Raw genomic sequence first — 15,731 nt, 5'->3', positions numbered from 1 at the left:
GGCCCTGCGCGAGAAGTATTCGCGCAGGGCCTTTTTCGTGTCGCGTTCAGCTCGAGTGTCTTGTACGTTCACCATTCATTCGTTGCGGGCGGTCAGACTGCCTCAGTGAGATCGAGTCCGGAAAGAACGCTGCCCACATCAGGCAAGCCAGGTCTGTGGGGCAGACCATGGCGTGATTACGCGCTCTTCGCGCTCTTGGTCGGCCCCAATCTCGCGTTGCTGATCTTGTTCACCTATCGCCCGCTGGTGGACAACATCCGACTTTCGTTCTTCGACTGGAACATTGCGGACCCGAAGGCGACGTTCATCGGGCTGAGCAACTACCGCGAGTGGTTCGGACGAAGCGACACCTGGCAGATCGTCACCAACACAGTGATATTCACGTTGGTTACAGTGGTGGGTTCGATGGTCATCGGTTTGGCGTTGGCCATGCTGCTCGATCGCAAGCTCGTCGGGCGAAACCTGGTTCGGTCGGCCATCTTCGCGCCGTTCGTGATCTCCGGTGCAGCGATCGGTGTCGCGTTTCAGTTCGTCTTCGACCCCAACTTCGGCCTGATCCAGGATCTCCTGCACCGTGTCGGACTCCAATCGCCCGACTTCTATCAGGATCCCCACTGGGCGCTGTTCATGGTGACGGTGACATACATGTGGAAGAACCTCGGGTACACGTTTGTCATCTATCTCGCTGCACTGCAAGGAGTTCGGCAGGAGCTGAACGAAGCTGCCGAAATCGACGGCGCCAAGCCGTGGACCAAGTTCCGCCGGGTTCTCCTACCTCAGTTGCGCCCGACGACGTTCTTCCTCTCCATCACCGTCATGCTCAACTCGCTCCAGGTCTTCGACATCATCAACGTCATGACCCGTGGTGGCCCGCTGGGTACGGGGACGACGACGATGGTCTACCAGGTGTACAACGAGACGTTCCGAAACTTCCGGGCGGGCTACGGTGCGACGGTTGCCACCATCATGTTCCTGATCCTGCTGATCATCACCGTCTACCAGGTTCGTGCCATGGATCGGGGAGAAGAGAAATGACAGCGGTAGAGGAAAAGAAAAGCGCTGCTCCGACTTCCGTCGTTAGGCCCGGCCCGGACCGCAAGAACGTGGACCGGCGTGAGGTCGGCGTGAAGATCCTCGGCTATGCGGCAATGGTGATCGCGTTGGTCATCATCGTCCTGCCGCTCTACTGGATCGTGATGACCTCGTTCAAGGAGCGTCCGGAGATCTACACGCAACCGGCAACGTGGTGGCCGTCGTCGCTGCATCCCGAAAACTATTCCGAAGCAACGACATCGGTTCCGTTCTGGATGTTTCTGCGGAACTCGATAGTGATCACGACGATTCTGTCGGCGGCGAAGTTCGTTCTGGGGACTCTCAGCGCCTATGGGTTGGTGTTCCTGCGCTTCCCGGGGAAGAACTTCGTCTTTCTCGGAATCATCGCAGCATTGATGGTTCCGAACCAGATCACCGTGATCTCGAACTACGCGCTCGTGGCAGAGTGGGGCTGGCGTAACACGTTCCAGGGCATCATAGTTCCGCTTGCGGGTGTAGCCTTCGGTACGTTCCTCATGCGCAACCACTTCCTCTCGATCCCTTCGGAGATCGTCGAGGCGGCGCGGATGGACGGAGCCGGCCACTGGCGGTTGCTCTGGCGCGTGGTGCTCCCCGTTTCCGGACCCACGATGGTGGCGTTCGGCATCATCACGGTGGTCAACGAATGGAACGAGTACCTGTGGCCGTTCCTCATGTCCGACGATTCCTCGGTAGCGCCGCTGCCGATCGGATTGACCCAACTGCAGAACAACGACGGACTTACCAACTGGGGTCCGGTCATGGCAGGAACGGTGCTGACGATGCTACCGATCCTGGTGATTTTCCTTCTGCTGCAACGACACATGATCAAGGGCCTCACCTCCGGTGCGGTCAAGGGCTGACAGCTTTCCCGTCACATTTCTTTCTCGAGGAGCAGTAATGGCAAACATGAACAGGCGCGGATTCTTGAGCCTCGGCGGTGCAATCGCCGCCGGCGCCGCACTGACCGCGTGCGCGGGATCCGGCGGGTCGAGCGCTGATGCTGCGGGAACATCCGGTGCGTCGGGTGATTCCAACACCATCACCTTCTGGTCGAACCACCCGGGTAAGTCCACCGACGTGGAGAAGGAACTGATCAACCGCTTCCAGACCAAGTACCCGGACCTGAAGGTCAACTTGGTGGACGGCGGCAAGAACTACGAAGAGGTGGCACAGAAGTTCAACGCTGCCCTCTCCGGTGGAGATGTGCCCGATGTGGTTGTGCTGTCCGATGTCTGGTGGTTCAACTATGCACTGGCCGGGGCAATCGAGCCGCTTGACGGACTCTTCTCCGAGGTGGGGGTCGACTCGGCCGACTACGTCGATTCACTGCTCGCCGACTACCTGTTCCAGGGCAAGCACTATGCGCTTCCCTACGCGCGGTCGACGCCGTTGTTCTACTACAACAAGGCGGTCTGGTCGCAGGCAGGTCTTCCCGACCGTGGGCCGGCGACATGGCAGGAGTTCGACGAGTGGGGACCCGAGCTGCAGAAGGTCGTGGGCAACGGCAAGTTGGCACACGGGTGGGGCAACGCGAAGGATTACCTCGGCTGGACCTACGAAGGCCCAATCTGGACGTTCGGCGGCTCGTACTCCGACCAGTGGAATCTGCAGCTCGACAACGAGAAGACCATTGCCGCAGGGCAGTTCCTCTCCAGCATGATTCACGACAAGAAGTACGCCGCGGTCTCCACTGACATCGCGAACGAATTCGGTACCGGCATTCTGGCGTCGACCATCGCGTCGACGGGCGATCTGTCCGGCATCAAGAAGACTGCCAACTTCGACTTCGGCACCGCTTTCCTCCCGGCAGTGGACGGAACTCCCGGTTGCCCCACCGGCGGTGCCGGGCTTGCCATCCCGTCCAAGATCTCCGATCAGCGTAAGAAGAACGCGCTCAAGTTCATCGACTTCATCACCAATGGTGAGAACACGGCGTACTTCTCGCAGAACGTCGGCTACATGCCGGTCCGCAAGTCGGCAACCTCGGAGCCGAGCATGAAGGCGTTCCTCGACGCGAACCCCAACTCCCGTACCGCTGTGGATCAGCTCTCGCGTACGCGCTCGCAGGACTACGCACGCGTGTTCGTCCCGGGTGGGGATCAGATCATCGGCACCGGACTCGAGCAGATCGCTCTCCAGAAGGCCGACGTCGCATCGACATTCGCCGGCGTTGCCACGCAGTTGCAGCAGATCATCGACCGGCAGATCACCCCCAAGCTGCCGAAGTAGTAGGAGAGAACACTCATGGCCAACGTGCAATTCGCGGGAGTCACGCACCGCTACGAAGGAACCGATCGACCGGCAGTCGACCGTCTCGACCTCGACATCGCCGATGGTGAGTTCCTGGTACTCGTAGGACCTTCCGGTTGCGGTAAGTCCACCAGCCTGCGAATGCTCGCCGGTCTCGAGTCCGCGTCGGACGGCCGGATCGAGATCGGCGGCACGGACGTCACGCACCTCGCTCCGCGAGCACGTGACGTCGCCATGGTGTTTCAGAGTTACGCGCTGTACCCGAACATGACCGTCGAGCAGAACATGGGCTTCGCGCTCCAGAATGCCGGAGTGGGAAAGACGGAGCGCCGGGAGCGGGTACTCGAGGCCGCGCGGATGCTCGAGCTCGAACCGCTGCTCGGGCGTAAACCGGCAAAGCTGTCCGGTGGACAACGTCAGCGAGTTGCCATGGGTAGAGCCATCGTTCGCCATCCCAAGGTGTTCTGCATGGATGAGCCGCTCAGCAATCTGGATGCCAAACTACGCGTCAGCACACGGTCGCAGATCGCCGCCCTACAGCGTCGACTCGGCACCACGACGGTCTACGTCACCCACGATCAGGTCGAGGCGATGACGATGGGGGACCGCGTGGCGGTGATGCTGGACGGTCGCTTGCAGCAGGTCGCGAAGCCGCGCGAACTCTACGACAACCCCGTCAACACCTTTGTGGCCGCCTTCATCGGATCGCCCGGCATGAACCTGATCGAAGCGCCGGTCGAGGGTACCGTCGCAGTGCTCGGTGACCTGCGGATTCCGCTGCCCACCGGGGCGTCCGAGCGGGAGCGGGTCGTCGTGGGAGTGCGCCCGGAGTCGTGGGATCTGGTGGGAGCGTGGCGAAAGGGCTCGCTGGCCGTGGATGCCGATCTGCTCGAAGAGTTGGGAGCCGAATCGTTCGTCTATGCAAAGGGTGCCCCGGATTCGCAGTGGCAGAGCCGATCCGGTCGAATCGTCATTCGCGTCGACCGGAAGATGTCGGTGGCACCGGGGGAGTCGCTTCATCTGCTGCCCAAGGCCGGCGAGGTGTACTTCTTTTCCGCGGAGACCGGAGTACGTCTGTAGCGATACTGTGTGCGGCATGACCGTCGCACGTTCGCTCTTGCTGTTCGTACTTGCCGCGCTGCTCGAAATCGGGGGCGCGTGGTTGGTGTGGCAGGGAATTCGCGAACACAAGGGATGGATCTGGGTGGGGCTCGGCGTCATCTCGCTCGGCCTCTACGGTCTGGTCGCCACCATGCAACCCGATGCGAACTTCGGGCGCATCCTCGCCGCGTACGGCGGGATCTTCGTCGCAGGTTCACTGCTGTGGGCGGTGGTGATGGACGGATTCCGTCCGGATCGTTTCGACATCGCCGGTGCGCTGATCTGTCTGGTCGGCGTCGGGGTGATCATGTACGCCCGGTAGGCCTTCGGCCCCGTGCGCGCTCAGGGAGTCCAGGGGGTCCTCGAGCGCGCACAGGGGCTTGCCCCTGCTACCAGATCTTCACACGCTTCTCCGGCTCCAAATACAGTGCGTCACCGGGCTTGACGTCGAACTCCTCGTGGAACGTGTCGAGGTTGCGGACGACGCCGTTGCACCGGAACTCCGGCGGCGAGTGCGGGTCGACGGCCAGACGGCGAAGCGCTTCGGCCTCACGGGCCTTCGTGCGCCATACCTGCGCCCACCCGAAGAACACGCGCTGCAAGCCGGTGAGTCCGTCGATGACCGGAGGTTCGGTACCTTCGGTCGCGATCTTGTACGCCGCGATCGCGATCGACAGCCCGCCGAGGTCGCCGATGTTCTCGCCGATCGTGAACTCGCCGTTGACGTGGTGGCCCGGCAGTTCCTTGGGCTCGAACTCGTTGTACTGCTCGATGAGAGCCTTTGTGCGCTTGCCGAATTCGCTGCGGTCCTCGTCGGTCCACCAGTCGACCATGTTGCCGTCGCCGTCGTACTTGGCGCCCTGATCGTCGAACCCGTGACCGATCTCGTGGCCGATGACGGCGCCGATGCCGCCGTAGTTGGCAGCGTCGTCGGCTGCCGCGTCGAAGAACGGCGGCTGGAGAATGGCTGCGGGGAAGACGATTTCGTTCATGCCCGGGTTGTAGTAGGCGTTGACGGTCTGCGGCGTCATGAACCACTCGTCACGGTCGACGGGGCCGCCCAGCTTGGCCAGGTCACGGTCGTACTCGGCGGCGTATCCGCGACGGTAGTTGCCCACCAGGTCGGTTGCCGAGATCTCGAGTCCGGCGTAGTCGCGCCACTTGTCGGGGTAACCGATCTTCGGGGTGAACTTCTCGAGCTTGGCCAATGCAGCCTCACGAGTCTGCGGGCTCATCCACTCGAGGTCGGAGATGTTGCGGCGGTACGCCTCCTGCAGGTTTGCGACCAGTTCCAGCATGCGGGTCTTCGCCTCTGCGGGGAAGTGTCGATCGACGTAGAGCTTGCCGACGGCCTCGCCGAGCAGATCCTGGACCAGGCTTACCCCGCGCTTCCAGCGCTCACGGTTCTCTTCGGTTCCCGAGAGCGTGGTGCCGTAGAAAGCGAAGGTCTCGTCGACCAGCGCCGAATGCAGGTAAGGAGAGCGGGCATGAAGCACCTTCCACGCCGCCCATGCCTTCCAATCGTCCAGTGACTCCGACGCCCAGAGTGCGGTGAAGGTGTGCAGGAATTCGGGCTGGCGAACCACGATCTCGGCGAACTTCTCCGAATCGGCGCCGAGACCGGACAGCCATGCCGCCCAGTCCAAACCGGGGTTCTGTTCGGTCAGTTCCTCGAAGCCCACCAGGTTGTAACTCAGATCTGCGTCACGACGCTTGACGACGTCCCAATGCCCGGCCGCGATCTTCTTCTCGAGCTCGAACACACGCTGGGCGTCGTAGCCGACGCCGGCGAGGGTGAACATCTTGTCGATGTGCGCGACGTACTTCTCGCGGATCTCCGCGTAGTTGTCCTCGCGGTAGTACGACTCGTCGGGGAGACTGATTCCCGACTGGCTGAAGTGAATCAGGTATCGCTCGGAGTTCTTGGCGTCGGTGTCGACGTAGTGAGAGATGGCGCCACCGACGCCGACGCGCTGGTGGCGTCCGATGACGGTGGCGAGAGAGGAACGGTCCGGTGCGTCGGCGACGGCGTCGAGCTCGTCGTCGATGGGGTTCAGACCAGCGGCTTCCACGGAATCGGCGTCCATGAAGCTCGAGTACAGGTCACCGATGCGCTGAGCATCGGTACCGGCAGCGGAGTTGGACTCCGCGGCTTCGGTGATGATGGTCTGTACGTCTTCTTCGGCCTTGTCGTAGAGCGTGCGGAACGCCCCGTCGACGGCGCGGTCTGCCGGAATCTCGTATTCGGCGAGCCATTTTCCGTTGACGTGGACGAACAGATCGTCCTGCGCCCGTGTGTCGCCGTCGAGGTGGGTGAGGTCGATGCCTGAGCGATGAGCCGTGGTCATTTCTCCATCCTTACACGATCATGACGAACTGCTCGGTGTGTGCGCGATCGCTCCACGCCGAGTTCATCTCTTGTGCTGGGCAACGTCGGTATGGCATGGCACGATCGAATACGTGACCAGCAGACCTGCCGCAGATCCGCACCTGCAGGACCTCGCGCGACTACGACGTGTGCGAGACCGTATCGACCGGGAGTACGCGCGGCCTCTGGACGTGGAGGCGCTCGCGCGGGGAGTGAACATGTCTGCGGGGCATCTCAGTCGCCAATTCCGTCAGGCATACGGAGAACCGCCGTACGCCTACCTGATGACCAGGCGAATCGAGCGAGCGATGGCGTTACTGCGGCGCGGAGACCTCAGTGTCACGGACGTCTGCTTCGAGGTCGGTTGCAGCTCGCTCGGCACTTTCAGCAGCAAGTTCACCGAATTGGTGGGGGTTCCGCCCAGTGTCTATCGGCGCGAGGCCGAGCAGTCGACGGCAGGAATGCCGTCCTGCGTGTCCAAACAAGTCACCAGACCGGTCAGGAATCGAGAAGCGCAGACCCCACAACCGCAATTAACGTGATCGCCATGGACATCACCATTCACTCGAGTTTCCTTCCGCAGGACGACCCTGAAGCCGCCCTGAACTTCTATCGCGACACGCTCGGCTTCGAGGTTCGCAACGACGTCGGTTACGACGGGATGCGTTGGATCACGGTGGGGCCGCCCGGCCAGCCCGGCACCTCCATCGTGCTGCATCCGCCGGCCGTCGATCCCGGAATCACCGACGAGGAGCGCCGCACCATCATCGAGATGATGGCCAAGGGCACCTACGGCGGACTTCTCCTGGCCACCAAAGATCTGGACGACACGTTCGAGCGGCTTCAGGCCGGCGACATCGACGTCGTCCAGGAACCGACCGAGCAGCCGTACGGCGTTCGCGATTGCGCCGTCCGGGACCCAGCGGGAAACCTGATCCGTATTCAAGAACTGCGCTGAGCCCGTCAACTGCGCTGAGCCCGTCAACTGCGCTGAGACCGTCGGCGATCGACTGACAGATGGAGACACGATGACTGCCTTGCACACCGCAGACAGCCACGATTTGATCCGCGTGCAAGGCGCGCGGGTGAACAACCTCGAAGACATCAGTGTCGAGATCCCGAAGCGGAGGCTGACGGTATTCACCGGCGTCTCCGGTTCGGGGAAGAGTTCGCTGGTGTTCAGTACGATCGCCGCGGAATCGCAGCGGATGATCAACGAGACCTACAGCGCTTTCGTTCAAGGATTCATGCCGACGCTCGCGCGGCCGGACGTCGATGTTCTCGACGGCCTGACCACCGCGATCATCGTCGATCAGCAGCGGATGGGAGTCGACCCGCGCTCGACCGTCGGAACCGCCACCGACGCCAACGCGATGCTCCGCATTCTGTTCAGCCGTCTCGGAAAGCCTCACATCGGTTCGCCTCAGGCGTTTTCGTTCAACGTGGCCTCGATCTCCGGAGCAGGCGCGGTCACGATGGAACGCGGCGGACGTCAGACGAAAGAGCGTCGCAGCTTCAAGATCACCGGCGGCATGTGTCCGCGGTGTGAGGGACGAGGGGCGGTCAACGATTTCGATCTGACCGCGTTGTACGACGACACCAAGTCGCTCAACGAGAGTGCGATCACGGTGCCCGGTTACAGCATGGAGGGTTGGTACGGCCGGATCTATCGCGGCTGTGGTTTCTTCGATCCCGACAAGCCGATCAAGAAGTACACCAAGAAGGAACTGAACGATCTGCTCTACAAAGAGCCGACCAAGATCAAGGTCGAAGGCATCAACCTGACGTACACGGGTCTGATTCCGCAGATTCAGAAGTCGTTCCTGGCCAAGGACGTCGACGCGATGCAGCCCCACATCCGGGCGTTCGTCGAGCGGGCGATCACGTTCACCACCTGCCCCGAATGCGACGGGACGCGACTGAGCGAGGGGGCGCGGTCGTCGAAGATCAAGGGCGTCAACATCGCCGACGCCTGCTCGATGCAGATCAGCGATCTCGCGGAATGGGTCAGCGGACTGAAGGAACCGTCGGTCGCGCCGTTGCTCACGACGCTCGGTGAAACGCTCGACTCGTTCGTGGAGATCGGACTCGGCTACCTCAGTCTCGATCGGCCGTCGGGAACCCTCTCGGGCGGTGAAGCTCAGCGCACCAAGATGATTCGTCACCTGGGTTCCTCGCTCACCGACATCACGTATGTTTTCGACGAGCCCACCACCGGCCTGCATCCGCACGACATCGCGAGGATGAACGACCTACTGCTGCGCCTGCGCGACAAGGGCAACACCGTGCTCGTGGTCGAGCACAAGCCGGAGACGATCGTGATCGCCGATCACATCGTCGACCTCGGTCCGGGTGCGGGTAGCGCCGGCGGAAACGTCTGCTTCGAGGGCACCGTCGAGGGCCTTCGTGCCAGCGACACCGTCACCGGCCGTCACTTCGACGACCGGGCCGCAATCAAAGAGACCGTGCGGGAGTCCACCGGAGCAATCGAGATTCGTGGAGCGAACGCACACAACCTGCAGGACGTCGACGTCGACGTACCGCTCGGCGTCCTGGTCGTGGTCACCGGTGTCGCCGGGTCGGGCAAGAGTTCGCTGATCCACGGCTCACTCGCGAAACGCGAAGACGTGGTGTCGGTCGATCAGAGCGCGATCCGCGGCTCGCGTCGGAGCAACCCGGCGACGTACACGGGGCTGCTCGACCCGATCCGCAAGGCATTCGCGAAGGCCAACGGCGTGAAGCCGGCGCTGTTCAGTGCCAACTCCGAGGGCGCCTGCCCGACGTGCAACGGCAACGGCGTCATCTACAGCGACCTGGCGATGATGGCCGGCGTTGCCACTCTCTGCGAGGAGTGCGAGGGCAAGCGCTTCCAAGCCGAGGTACTCGAATACAAATTCGGTGGCAAGGACATCAACGAGGTTCTCACGATGTCGGTGGCCGAGGCCGAGGAGTTCTTCGGCGAGGGTGAGGCCAAGACCCTCGCTGCGCACAAGATCCTCGTCCGACTGGTCGACGTGGGGCTCGGATACCTCACGATCGGCCAGCCGTTGACGACGCTGTCGGGCGGTGAGCGTCAGCGCATCAAGCTGGCAACCCACCTGGGTGAGAAGGGCGGCGTGTACGTCCTCGACGAGCCGACCACCGGACTGCACCTGGCCGACGTCGAGCAGTTGCTCGGCCTGCTCGATCGACTCGTCGATTCCGGTAAGTCCGTTATCGTCATCGAGCACCACCAGGCCGTGATGGCGCACGCCGACTGGATCATCGACCTCGGCCCTGGAGCCGGTCACGACGGCGGTCGGATCGTCTTCGAAGGCACTCCCGAGGAGCTCGTCGCCGACGGCTCCACACTCACCGGAAAGCACCTCGCGGCATACGTCGGCAGCTGACCGGGCTCCTACCTCAGGCGTCGATACCCAGGTTGATGACGGCGAGGTAGGACCCGTCCGATTGCTTTTCGACGGTCATGAGGCCGGTGTCGTCGTAGATGCCGTCACTGGCGTTGTTCGTGTTGTTCTCACGACCGGTGTGCTCGCTGTACGGGGACTGCGAGTACACCTCGTCGAGAAGGGTCTCGTCGAAGAAGGTCTGCGACGTGAGGACCGTCTTCTTGTCGATGTGAACCTTGACGTGGATGTGGGTGGTGCGGCCCATGTACCAGCCGGGGAAGATCGTGGTGAACTGTGCGATGCCGTTTGCATCGGTGGTCTGCGCCCCGCGCAGGTAGGTGCCGTCGTCGGTGGTGGTGGCTTCGGTGTCGCCGACGCTGTACGAACCGTCGGAGGTCTCACCGGACCCTCCCATGCCGCCGCCCATTCCGCCGGGGGCGCCTGACGGTGGTTCGCCCATTCCGCCTCCGGGTGCACCTGACGGAGGTTCACCCATCCCGCCGGCCGGGGGAGTTCCGCCGCCACCGCCGCCGCCGTTGGCGCTCAGCGAACCGGATTCGAAGCCGGAGTACACGCCGCCGGCGTCGCAGTGCCAGATCTCGACGACGGCGTTACTGACCGCGCCGATGCTGCCGTCGACGTTGCACTGGCTGTTGTCCTGCACGCGCATCGCAACCTGCAGCGTGGTGCCCGGACGGTCCTCGCGGATGTCGCCGCGAATGGAGTCGACGTCGAACCAGTAGGGACCCTGCGTCTCTTCCTTGCTCATGACACACTGCGGTGCTTTGGCCAGAAGTGCGGTGACAGCGTCGCCGGACGTGGCCGCGGCGGATGTGCCGGAAGTGGTTGTCGTCGACGCAGCCGCAGCCGAAGTCGTCGTGGCGGTGCCACTGTTGCCGGAGCACGCTGCGATGAGCCCGCCGAGACTGATGGTTCCGCCGAGGGCGAGAGCCCGCCGACGGCTCACGCGCAGCCTGCTCGCTTCGATGTCTTTGTTCACGCCGCTGTACCTCCATTGTGTGGGCTGTTGTCTCAATGGTGGACGGGCGACCTGGTGCGGAACTGGTTATCCGCTGTGAACTTGCTGGGAGAGCATCTGAATGCTCGAAGTGGCCCGCACATAGACCTGTCCGCCGGCGTCGACGATGCGAGTTTCGATCAGCGCGAGCCTGCGCCCGGCACGAATCACGGAGGCCTCGGCGCGCAAGACCGGCCCGCCGATGTCGGGTGAGCGCAGGAAGTCGATCTTGTGGTCGAGGACGCGATAGTCCTGGTCGACGCGGGTCAGGGTCTGGGCAGACAGGCCAGTGATGGCGTCGACTGCCGAGATGAGGACACCGCCCTGAACGGCGCCCAACGGGTTGGCCATCCAGGCCACGGGTGCGAACTCACCGACGACGGAACCCGGGGTCACGTCGACGACAGCAAGATCGAGGAGACCGGCGAGTGGACCGCGTTCGAGTTTGCCGTCGCGGATTCCTTCGACGACGTCGGACCCGGACAACCCGCTCAGGTTGCTTGTCTTCTCCGGCGTCGGGACGGGCAGCGGCTCGCCCTCTACGTAGTCGTCGATTCCCACGACGGGGGGACGCGAGACCACCATGGCGCGACCGGCCATCACTGCCAGAAGGGTGCCGTTCTCGTCGCGAAGTTGCCCGGATGCGAGTCCGACGCCGTCGTCGAGATGCACGAGTGTTCCGGTGGCACCGACGTCCGCGATGTCGGGGATGTCGGCGCCCGCACTGACCGTGACCTGCGCGAGCACGGACTGATGGCCCGAGGTCAGTCCCGAGTACACCGCGCCACCCATGGCACCGTCGATCATGACTCCGATGGAACCGAGCACGGTCTTGCCACGGTGATCGTGGAATCGCTCGCCGACGGCCTGCGCGAAGGCCAGGTCCCCGGGCTCGACCGAAACGGCGCGCACACCCATCAATGTGTTGAGTGGGTCAAGCTTCTTGACGGGCGCGGCGGAGTTGTCGATGCTCATCTGTCGAGTATCTCCAGCGCGCCGAGTCCTGCCGAGACCGGGTCTCAACCACCGATACGTGAATGCATCTCCCAGACGAGGACTTCGGCCCCGGCGTCGGAGGTCAGCTGCTGGCCACCCGAATCGCTCAACCGGACAGCATCGCCTTCGTACAGTGTGCCGACGCCCTCCATCTCGGCAGTGCCCTGCGCGACGAAGACGTGCAGGAACCGTGCGCCCGGAAGATTCACGGAGGTGCCCGGCAGAATGCGTGCGACATGCATGGCGGCGTTCTTGTTGTTGATGCGAATCGCCGAATGATCCTTGTAGCGCTCCATCCCGGAGGCAACCGGGATCAGACCGCCGCGCAGCAGTTCGTCGTCGATCTCGAGCTGTTCGTAACCGGGGGTCAGTCCACCTTCGTCCGGTACCACCCACATCTGAATGAAATGCACGGGGTCGGAATGCTGTTCGCCGCCGATACGCCACGAATCGTTCTTCTCACTGTGCATGATTCCGGTACCGGCGCTCATGCGCTGGGCGAGTCCCGGATAGATGACGCCGGTGTGGCCGATGGAATCCTGGTGCACGAGCGAACCGCGAAGCACCCAGGTCACGATTTCCATGTCCTTGTGCGGATGGGTGTCGAAACCGGTTCCCGCCAGTACGGTGTCGTCGTTGTTGACGAGCAGCAATCCGTGATGAGTGTTGTCCGGATCGTAGTGCTGTCCGAACGAGAACGAATGTTTCGAATCCAGCCAGGAGACGCGGGATTTCAAGCGATCGCCGGAGCGGTGCACATCGATGTGCGGTGTCGTCCGTGGGGCCTGTGCTCGACCAGATGCCATGGCTCCTCCTTCTGTACCACCGGGATCCACCACAATCGGGATCCGCCACTACCGGCATCCACCCTACGACGAACCTGCTGTGTAGTCCGAACATTGGGCGTACTCGGTGGTGTCGTCAGTTCGTCGACGCGTGCATCTCCCACACGAGTATCTCCGCATCGCCGATTCCCTCGACTCGTTGACCGCCAGTATCCTTGAGTCGCAACGAATCTCCCGGACCGAGCAATCCGACTCCCTCGACGTCCACAGTGCCACCGGCGATGAAGCCGTGCACGTACGGCGCATCCGGGAGAGATACCGACCCACCGGTCTCGAGGCGAGCAACATGCAGTGCCGCATGTTTGTTGTGCAAGCTGATCGCGCTGTGGTCGCGATGCGCGGGCATCCCCGACGCCAGGGTGATCAGGCCACCGCCGTCGAGTTCGGAGTTGATGTCGAGTTCCTGATAGCTCGGAGTCACTCCGGATTCGTCCGGGGGTATCCACATCTGGACGAGGTGAACGGGCTCGGTGACACGTGAGCCGTCGGCCCGGAAGCGATCGTTGCGCTCGGAGTGCAGGATTCCGGTACCGGCGCTCATTCTCTGCGCGAGTCCGCGATGGATGACTCCGGAGTGCCCAGCGGAATCCTGGTGAACCAGAGATCCGCTGAGCACCCACGTCACGATCTCGGTGTCGCGGTGCTGATGAGTGTCGAAACCGTAGTCGGCTTCGATGATGTCGTCGTTGTTCACCAACAGAAGTCCGTGCGCGTACGCGGCGTGATCGAAGTTTCCGGCGAAGGGGAAACTGTGACGCGCCGTGAGCCAGCCGTAGTTGAGATGCGCACGTTCGTCAGCTCGCTGGACGACTACCGACGACATGTCAGCTCAGCGTCTCGTGTGCCGCCGGGATGGATCCCAGGCGTCCGGCCTGGAAGTCCTCGAAGGCCTGCATGACCTCGGACTTGGTGTTCATGACGAACGGCCCGGCCATCGCGATGGGCTCACGAATCGGTTTGCCGCCGAGGATGAATACCTCGAGAGATTCGGTCCGTGAATCCTGGCGATCGGAAGCGGCGACGGTGATGGAGTCACCGCGTCCGAAGACAGCTGTCTGTCCGACACGAATGGGCCGACGCTCGGCCCCGACCGTGCCTTCGCCGGCGAGGACGTAGACGATCGCGTTGAACTCGGGGTTCCACGGAAGCGTCAGGCTCGCACCCGGGGCCACAGTCGTGTGGGAGAGCGCGATGGGTGTGTACGTCGATCCGGGTCCGGCGTGGCCGGCGATGTCTCCGGCGATGACGCGTACCAAGGCTCCGCCGTCCGGCGAGGAAAGCAGGGCCACCTTGTTACCGGTGATGTCCTGGTACCGCGGAGATGCCATCTTGTTGTCGCGAGGCAGGTTGACCCACAGTTGGACGCCGTGGAAAAGGCCGCCGCTGAGGACGAGGTGCTCCGGCGGAGTTTCGATGTGGAGGATGCCGCCACCCGCGGTCATCCACTGGGTGTCGCCGCCGCCGATAATGCCACCGCCACCGTTGGAGTCCTGGTGCTCCATGATGCCGTCGATCATGTAGGTCACGGTTTCGAAGCCGCGGTGCGGGTGCCACGGTGTGCCCTTGGGTTCTCCGGGTGCGTAGTTGACCTCGCCCATCTGGTCCATGTGGATGAAGGGATCGAGGGCGGAGAGGTCGATGCCGGCGAAGGCGCGGTGAACGGGAAAGCCTTCACCTTCGTATCCGACCGGTGCGGTGGTGATGCTCTTGACGGGGCGGTCGACTGCTGACTCTGCCGGCTCGTCGAGACGGGGCAGGGCCAAGATGTTCTCGACTGTCACAGCAGGCATGTCGTACTCCTTGTATCCGTGAAGCTGATGTCAGGTAGTTGATTGTTCAACTATCTCATTCGGAGTCAACAAAGTCGAGCCCCGGGTATTCCCGGGGCTCGACTGGTGTTCGGATCAGCGCAACATGCTGCCGAGGGTTTTTGCCGCTGCCATGACCTCGGCGCCCAGCGCTGCTTGGTCCTCGGAGTCGAAGACGGAAATTCCGAGGCTGGAGATGGCGTCGCGGCGTCGGCCGGGGATCACCGCCGAGATTCCCAGGACGGACGGGATGACCTCGCCGACGGTCACTGCGTAGCCGCGTGCGCGTGCCGCCGTCACTTCCTCTCGTTCCCCGTTCGTCGGCGGGAGTGAGGCAAGGATGGAAAGCCCGGCGGAGCCGCGGTCGATCGGATCGACCTGCCCTGGATGAAACGCGACGTGAACCTTGGCGCTGCGCGGTTCGACCACCATCAGCGCGCGCACTTCGGTATCGCTCTCGCGGACCACCAGGTGCGCTGTCGCCTCGGTGGCCTCGGCAAGTTCTTGAAGTATCGGGCGAGCGAGAGTGCGCAAATCCTGTTCCACCGGTTCGGCGAGGGTGACCAGGCCGGCGCCGAGAGTGACGCGCTTGAAGGAGTCCTTGCGGCACAGGTGATGAGCCTCGAGCGTGCGGATCAACCGATGTGCGACAGTCCGGTGGACTCCCACTCCGTCGGCAATGTCCGTGACTGACAAACCGTGCGGATAGGACGTCAGGAGTTCCAAGATCTCGAGTCCATGGTGCAGCGTTTTCGACATGCTCGAGTCCACTTGAACTGCACTTTTGCGCGGTCGGTGTTCCTCGCTCAGCTCTGACATCAAATCCCTTTCTTGACGTTTGTGAGGTATGCCACTTACGCTTTGAACATATCGCACAGTGTG

Annotated in this window: 15 protein-coding genes; 8 read left to right on the top strand and 7 right to left on the bottom strand. The window is 62.9% G+C overall.

The genetic code is table 11. From position 1 onward, the window contains the following. Positions 1–60 precede the first annotated feature (60 nt). Genes ATN38_RS07085 through ATN38_RS07065 form a run of 5 tightly spaced genes read left to right on the top strand, consistent with a single transcriptional unit; the run spans position 61 to position 4,747 of the window. The gene (locus tag ATN38_RS07085) at positions 61–1,035 is read left to right on the top strand and encodes a carbohydrate ABC transporter permease (RefSeq protein WP_172827032.1); all 975 of its coding nucleotides are present in this window, start codon (positions 61–63) and stop codon (positions 1,033–1,035) included. Next, complete coding sequence (locus ATN38_RS07080) at positions 1,032–1,934, top strand: carbohydrate ABC transporter permease (RefSeq protein ID WP_003939837.1); 903 nt, start codon at positions 1,032–1,034, stop codon at positions 1,932–1,934. Before ATN38_RS07085 ends, ATN38_RS07080 begins: the two co-directional genes overlap by 4 nt. Positions 1,935–1,971: 37 nt before the next feature. Next, the gene (locus ATN38_RS07075) at positions 1,972–3,303 is read left to right on the top strand and encodes an ABC transporter substrate-binding protein (RefSeq protein ID WP_003940485.1); all 1,332 of its coding nucleotides are present in this window, start codon (positions 1,972–1,974) and stop codon (positions 3,301–3,303) included. Between the two features lie 15 nt (positions 3,304–3,318). Continuing rightward, on the top strand, positions 3,319–4,404 hold the full coding sequence (locus ATN38_RS07070) for an ABC transporter ATP-binding protein (RefSeq protein WP_007731405.1): 1,086 nt from the start codon (positions 3,319–3,321) through the stop codon (positions 4,402–4,404). Between the two features lie 16 nt (positions 4,405–4,420). Further along, positions 4,421–4,747, top strand: a complete 327-nt coding sequence (locus ATN38_RS07065; RefSeq protein ID WP_003940244.1) for a YnfA family protein — start codon at positions 4,421–4,423, stop codon at positions 4,745–4,747. Between the two features lie 67 nt (positions 4,748–4,814). Here the strand turns inward: ATN38_RS07065 and ATN38_RS07060 are convergent, their stop codons facing one another. Beyond that, positions 4,815–6,773 (bottom strand): M13 family metallopeptidase, encoded by a 1,959-nt coding sequence (locus ATN38_RS07060; protein WP_218747752.1) that lies wholly within the window; start codon positions 6,771–6,773, stop codon positions 4,815–4,817. A gap of 112 nt (positions 6,774–6,885) precedes the next feature. Between ATN38_RS07060 and ATN38_RS07055 the strand changes: the two genes are divergently transcribed. The 3 genes from ATN38_RS07055 to ATN38_RS07045 all read left to right on the top strand — a co-directional run bounded on the left by ATN38_RS07055 (position 6,886) and on the right by ATN38_RS07045 (position 10,182). Then, positions 6,886–7,335: a helix-turn-helix transcriptional regulator gene (locus ATN38_RS07055; RefSeq protein WP_218747751.1), complete on the top strand. Its 450-nt coding sequence runs from the start codon at positions 6,886–6,888 to the stop codon at positions 7,333–7,335. 5 nt (positions 7,336–7,340) lie between these two features. Next, a complete protein-coding gene (locus tag ATN38_RS07050) occupies positions 7,341–7,751 on the top strand; it encodes a VOC family protein (RefSeq protein ID WP_003940539.1) in 411 nt (136 codons plus the stop codon). A 70-nt stretch (positions 7,752–7,821) separates the two neighbouring features. Continuing rightward, the gene (locus ATN38_RS07045) at positions 7,822–10,182 is read left to right on the top strand and encodes an excinuclease ABC subunit UvrA (RefSeq protein ID WP_003940275.1); all 2,361 of its coding nucleotides are present in this window, start codon (positions 7,822–7,824) and stop codon (positions 10,180–10,182) included. 13 nt (positions 10,183–10,195) lie between these two features. Here ATN38_RS07045 and ATN38_RS07040 read toward each other — a convergent pair whose 3' ends face one another. The 6 genes from ATN38_RS07040 to ATN38_RS07015 all read right to left on the bottom strand — a co-directional run bounded on the left by ATN38_RS07040 (position 10,196) and on the right by ATN38_RS07015 (position 15,668). Next, the gene (locus tag ATN38_RS07040) at positions 10,196–11,182 is read right to left on the bottom strand and encodes a protocatechuate dioxygenase (protein ID WP_042452745.1); all 987 of its coding nucleotides are present in this window, start codon (positions 11,180–11,182) and stop codon (positions 10,196–10,198) included. Between the two features lie 66 nt (positions 11,183–11,248). Continuing rightward, the gene (locus ATN38_RS07035) at positions 11,249–12,175 is read right to left on the bottom strand and encodes a PaaI family thioesterase (RefSeq protein ID WP_064443751.1); all 927 of its coding nucleotides are present in this window, start codon (positions 12,173–12,175) and stop codon (positions 11,249–11,251) included. Between the two features lie 44 nt (positions 12,176–12,219). Continuing rightward, on the bottom strand, positions 12,220–13,002 hold the full coding sequence (locus tag ATN38_RS07030) for a pirin-like bicupin family protein (RefSeq protein WP_003940511.1): 783 nt from the start codon (positions 13,000–13,002) through the stop codon (positions 12,220–12,222). A 115-nt stretch (positions 13,003–13,117) separates the two neighbouring features. After that, positions 13,118–13,864, bottom strand: coding sequence for a pirin family protein (locus ATN38_RS07025; RefSeq protein ID WP_003939960.1), 747 nt, complete (start codon positions 13,862–13,864; stop codon positions 13,118–13,120). Position 13,865: 1 nt separating this feature from the next. Then, a complete protein-coding gene (locus tag ATN38_RS07020; protein ID WP_007731415.1) occupies positions 13,866–14,831 on the bottom strand; it encodes a pirin family protein in 966 nt (321 codons plus the stop codon). A gap of 114 nt (positions 14,832–14,945) precedes the next feature. Next, positions 14,946–15,668: an IclR family transcriptional regulator gene (locus ATN38_RS07015; RefSeq protein ID WP_058037709.1), complete on the bottom strand. Its 723-nt coding sequence runs from the start codon at positions 15,666–15,668 to the stop codon at positions 14,946–14,948. Between the last annotated feature and the right edge of the window lie 63 nt (positions 15,669–15,731).

The organism is Rhodococcus sp. FH8, from assembly GCF_019266085.1.
GTDB classification, from domain to species: domain Bacteria; phylum Actinomycetota; class Actinomycetes; order Mycobacteriales; family Mycobacteriaceae; genus Rhodococcus_F; species Rhodococcus_F qingshengii.
This window is presented reverse-complemented; position numbering and strand designations above follow the sequence as displayed.

Bases quoted from the DNA above. Each gene is read 5' to 3' on its own strand.
- ATN38_RS07080 (WP_003939837.1), top strand. From the start codon at position 1,032: ATGACAGCGGTAGAGGAAAAGAAAAGCGCTGCTCCGACTTCCGTCGTT.
- ATN38_RS07075 (WP_003940485.1), top strand. From the start codon at position 1,972: ATGGCAAACATGAACAGGCGCGGATTCTTGAGCCTCGGCGGTGCAATC.
- ATN38_RS07070 (WP_007731405.1), top strand. From the start codon at position 3,319: ATGGCCAACGTGCAATTCGCGGGAGTCACGCACCGCTACGAAGGAACC.
- ATN38_RS07065 (WP_003940244.1), top strand. From the start codon at position 4,421: ATGACCGTCGCACGTTCGCTCTTGCTGTTCGTACTTGCCGCGCTGCTC.
- ATN38_RS07060 (WP_218747752.1), bottom strand. From the start codon at position 6,773: ATGACCACGGCTCATCGCTCAGGCATCGACCTCACCCACCTCGACGGC.
- ATN38_RS07050 (WP_003940539.1), top strand. From the start codon at position 7,341: ATGGACATCACCATTCACTCGAGTTTCCTTCCGCAGGACGACCCTGAA.
- ATN38_RS07045 (WP_003940275.1), top strand. From the start codon at position 7,822: ATGACTGCCTTGCACACCGCAGACAGCCACGATTTGATCCGCGTGCAA.
- ATN38_RS07035 (WP_064443751.1), bottom strand. From the start codon at position 12,175: ATGAGCATCGACAACTCCGCCGCGCCCGTCAAGAAGCTTGACCCACTC.
- ATN38_RS07030 (WP_003940511.1), bottom strand. From the start codon at position 13,002: ATGGCATCTGGTCGAGCACAGGCCCCACGGACGACACCGCACATCGAT.
- ATN38_RS07025 (WP_003939960.1), bottom strand. From the start codon at position 13,864: ATGTCGTCGGTAGTCGTCCAGCGAGCTGACGAACGTGCGCATCTCAAC.
- ATN38_RS07020 (WP_007731415.1), bottom strand. From the start codon at position 14,831: ATGCCTGCTGTGACAGTCGAGAACATCTTGGCCCTGCCCCGTCTCGAC.
- ATN38_RS07015 (WP_058037709.1), bottom strand. From the start codon at position 15,668: ATGTCAGAGCTGAGCGAGGAACACCGACCGCGCAAAAGTGCAGTTCAA.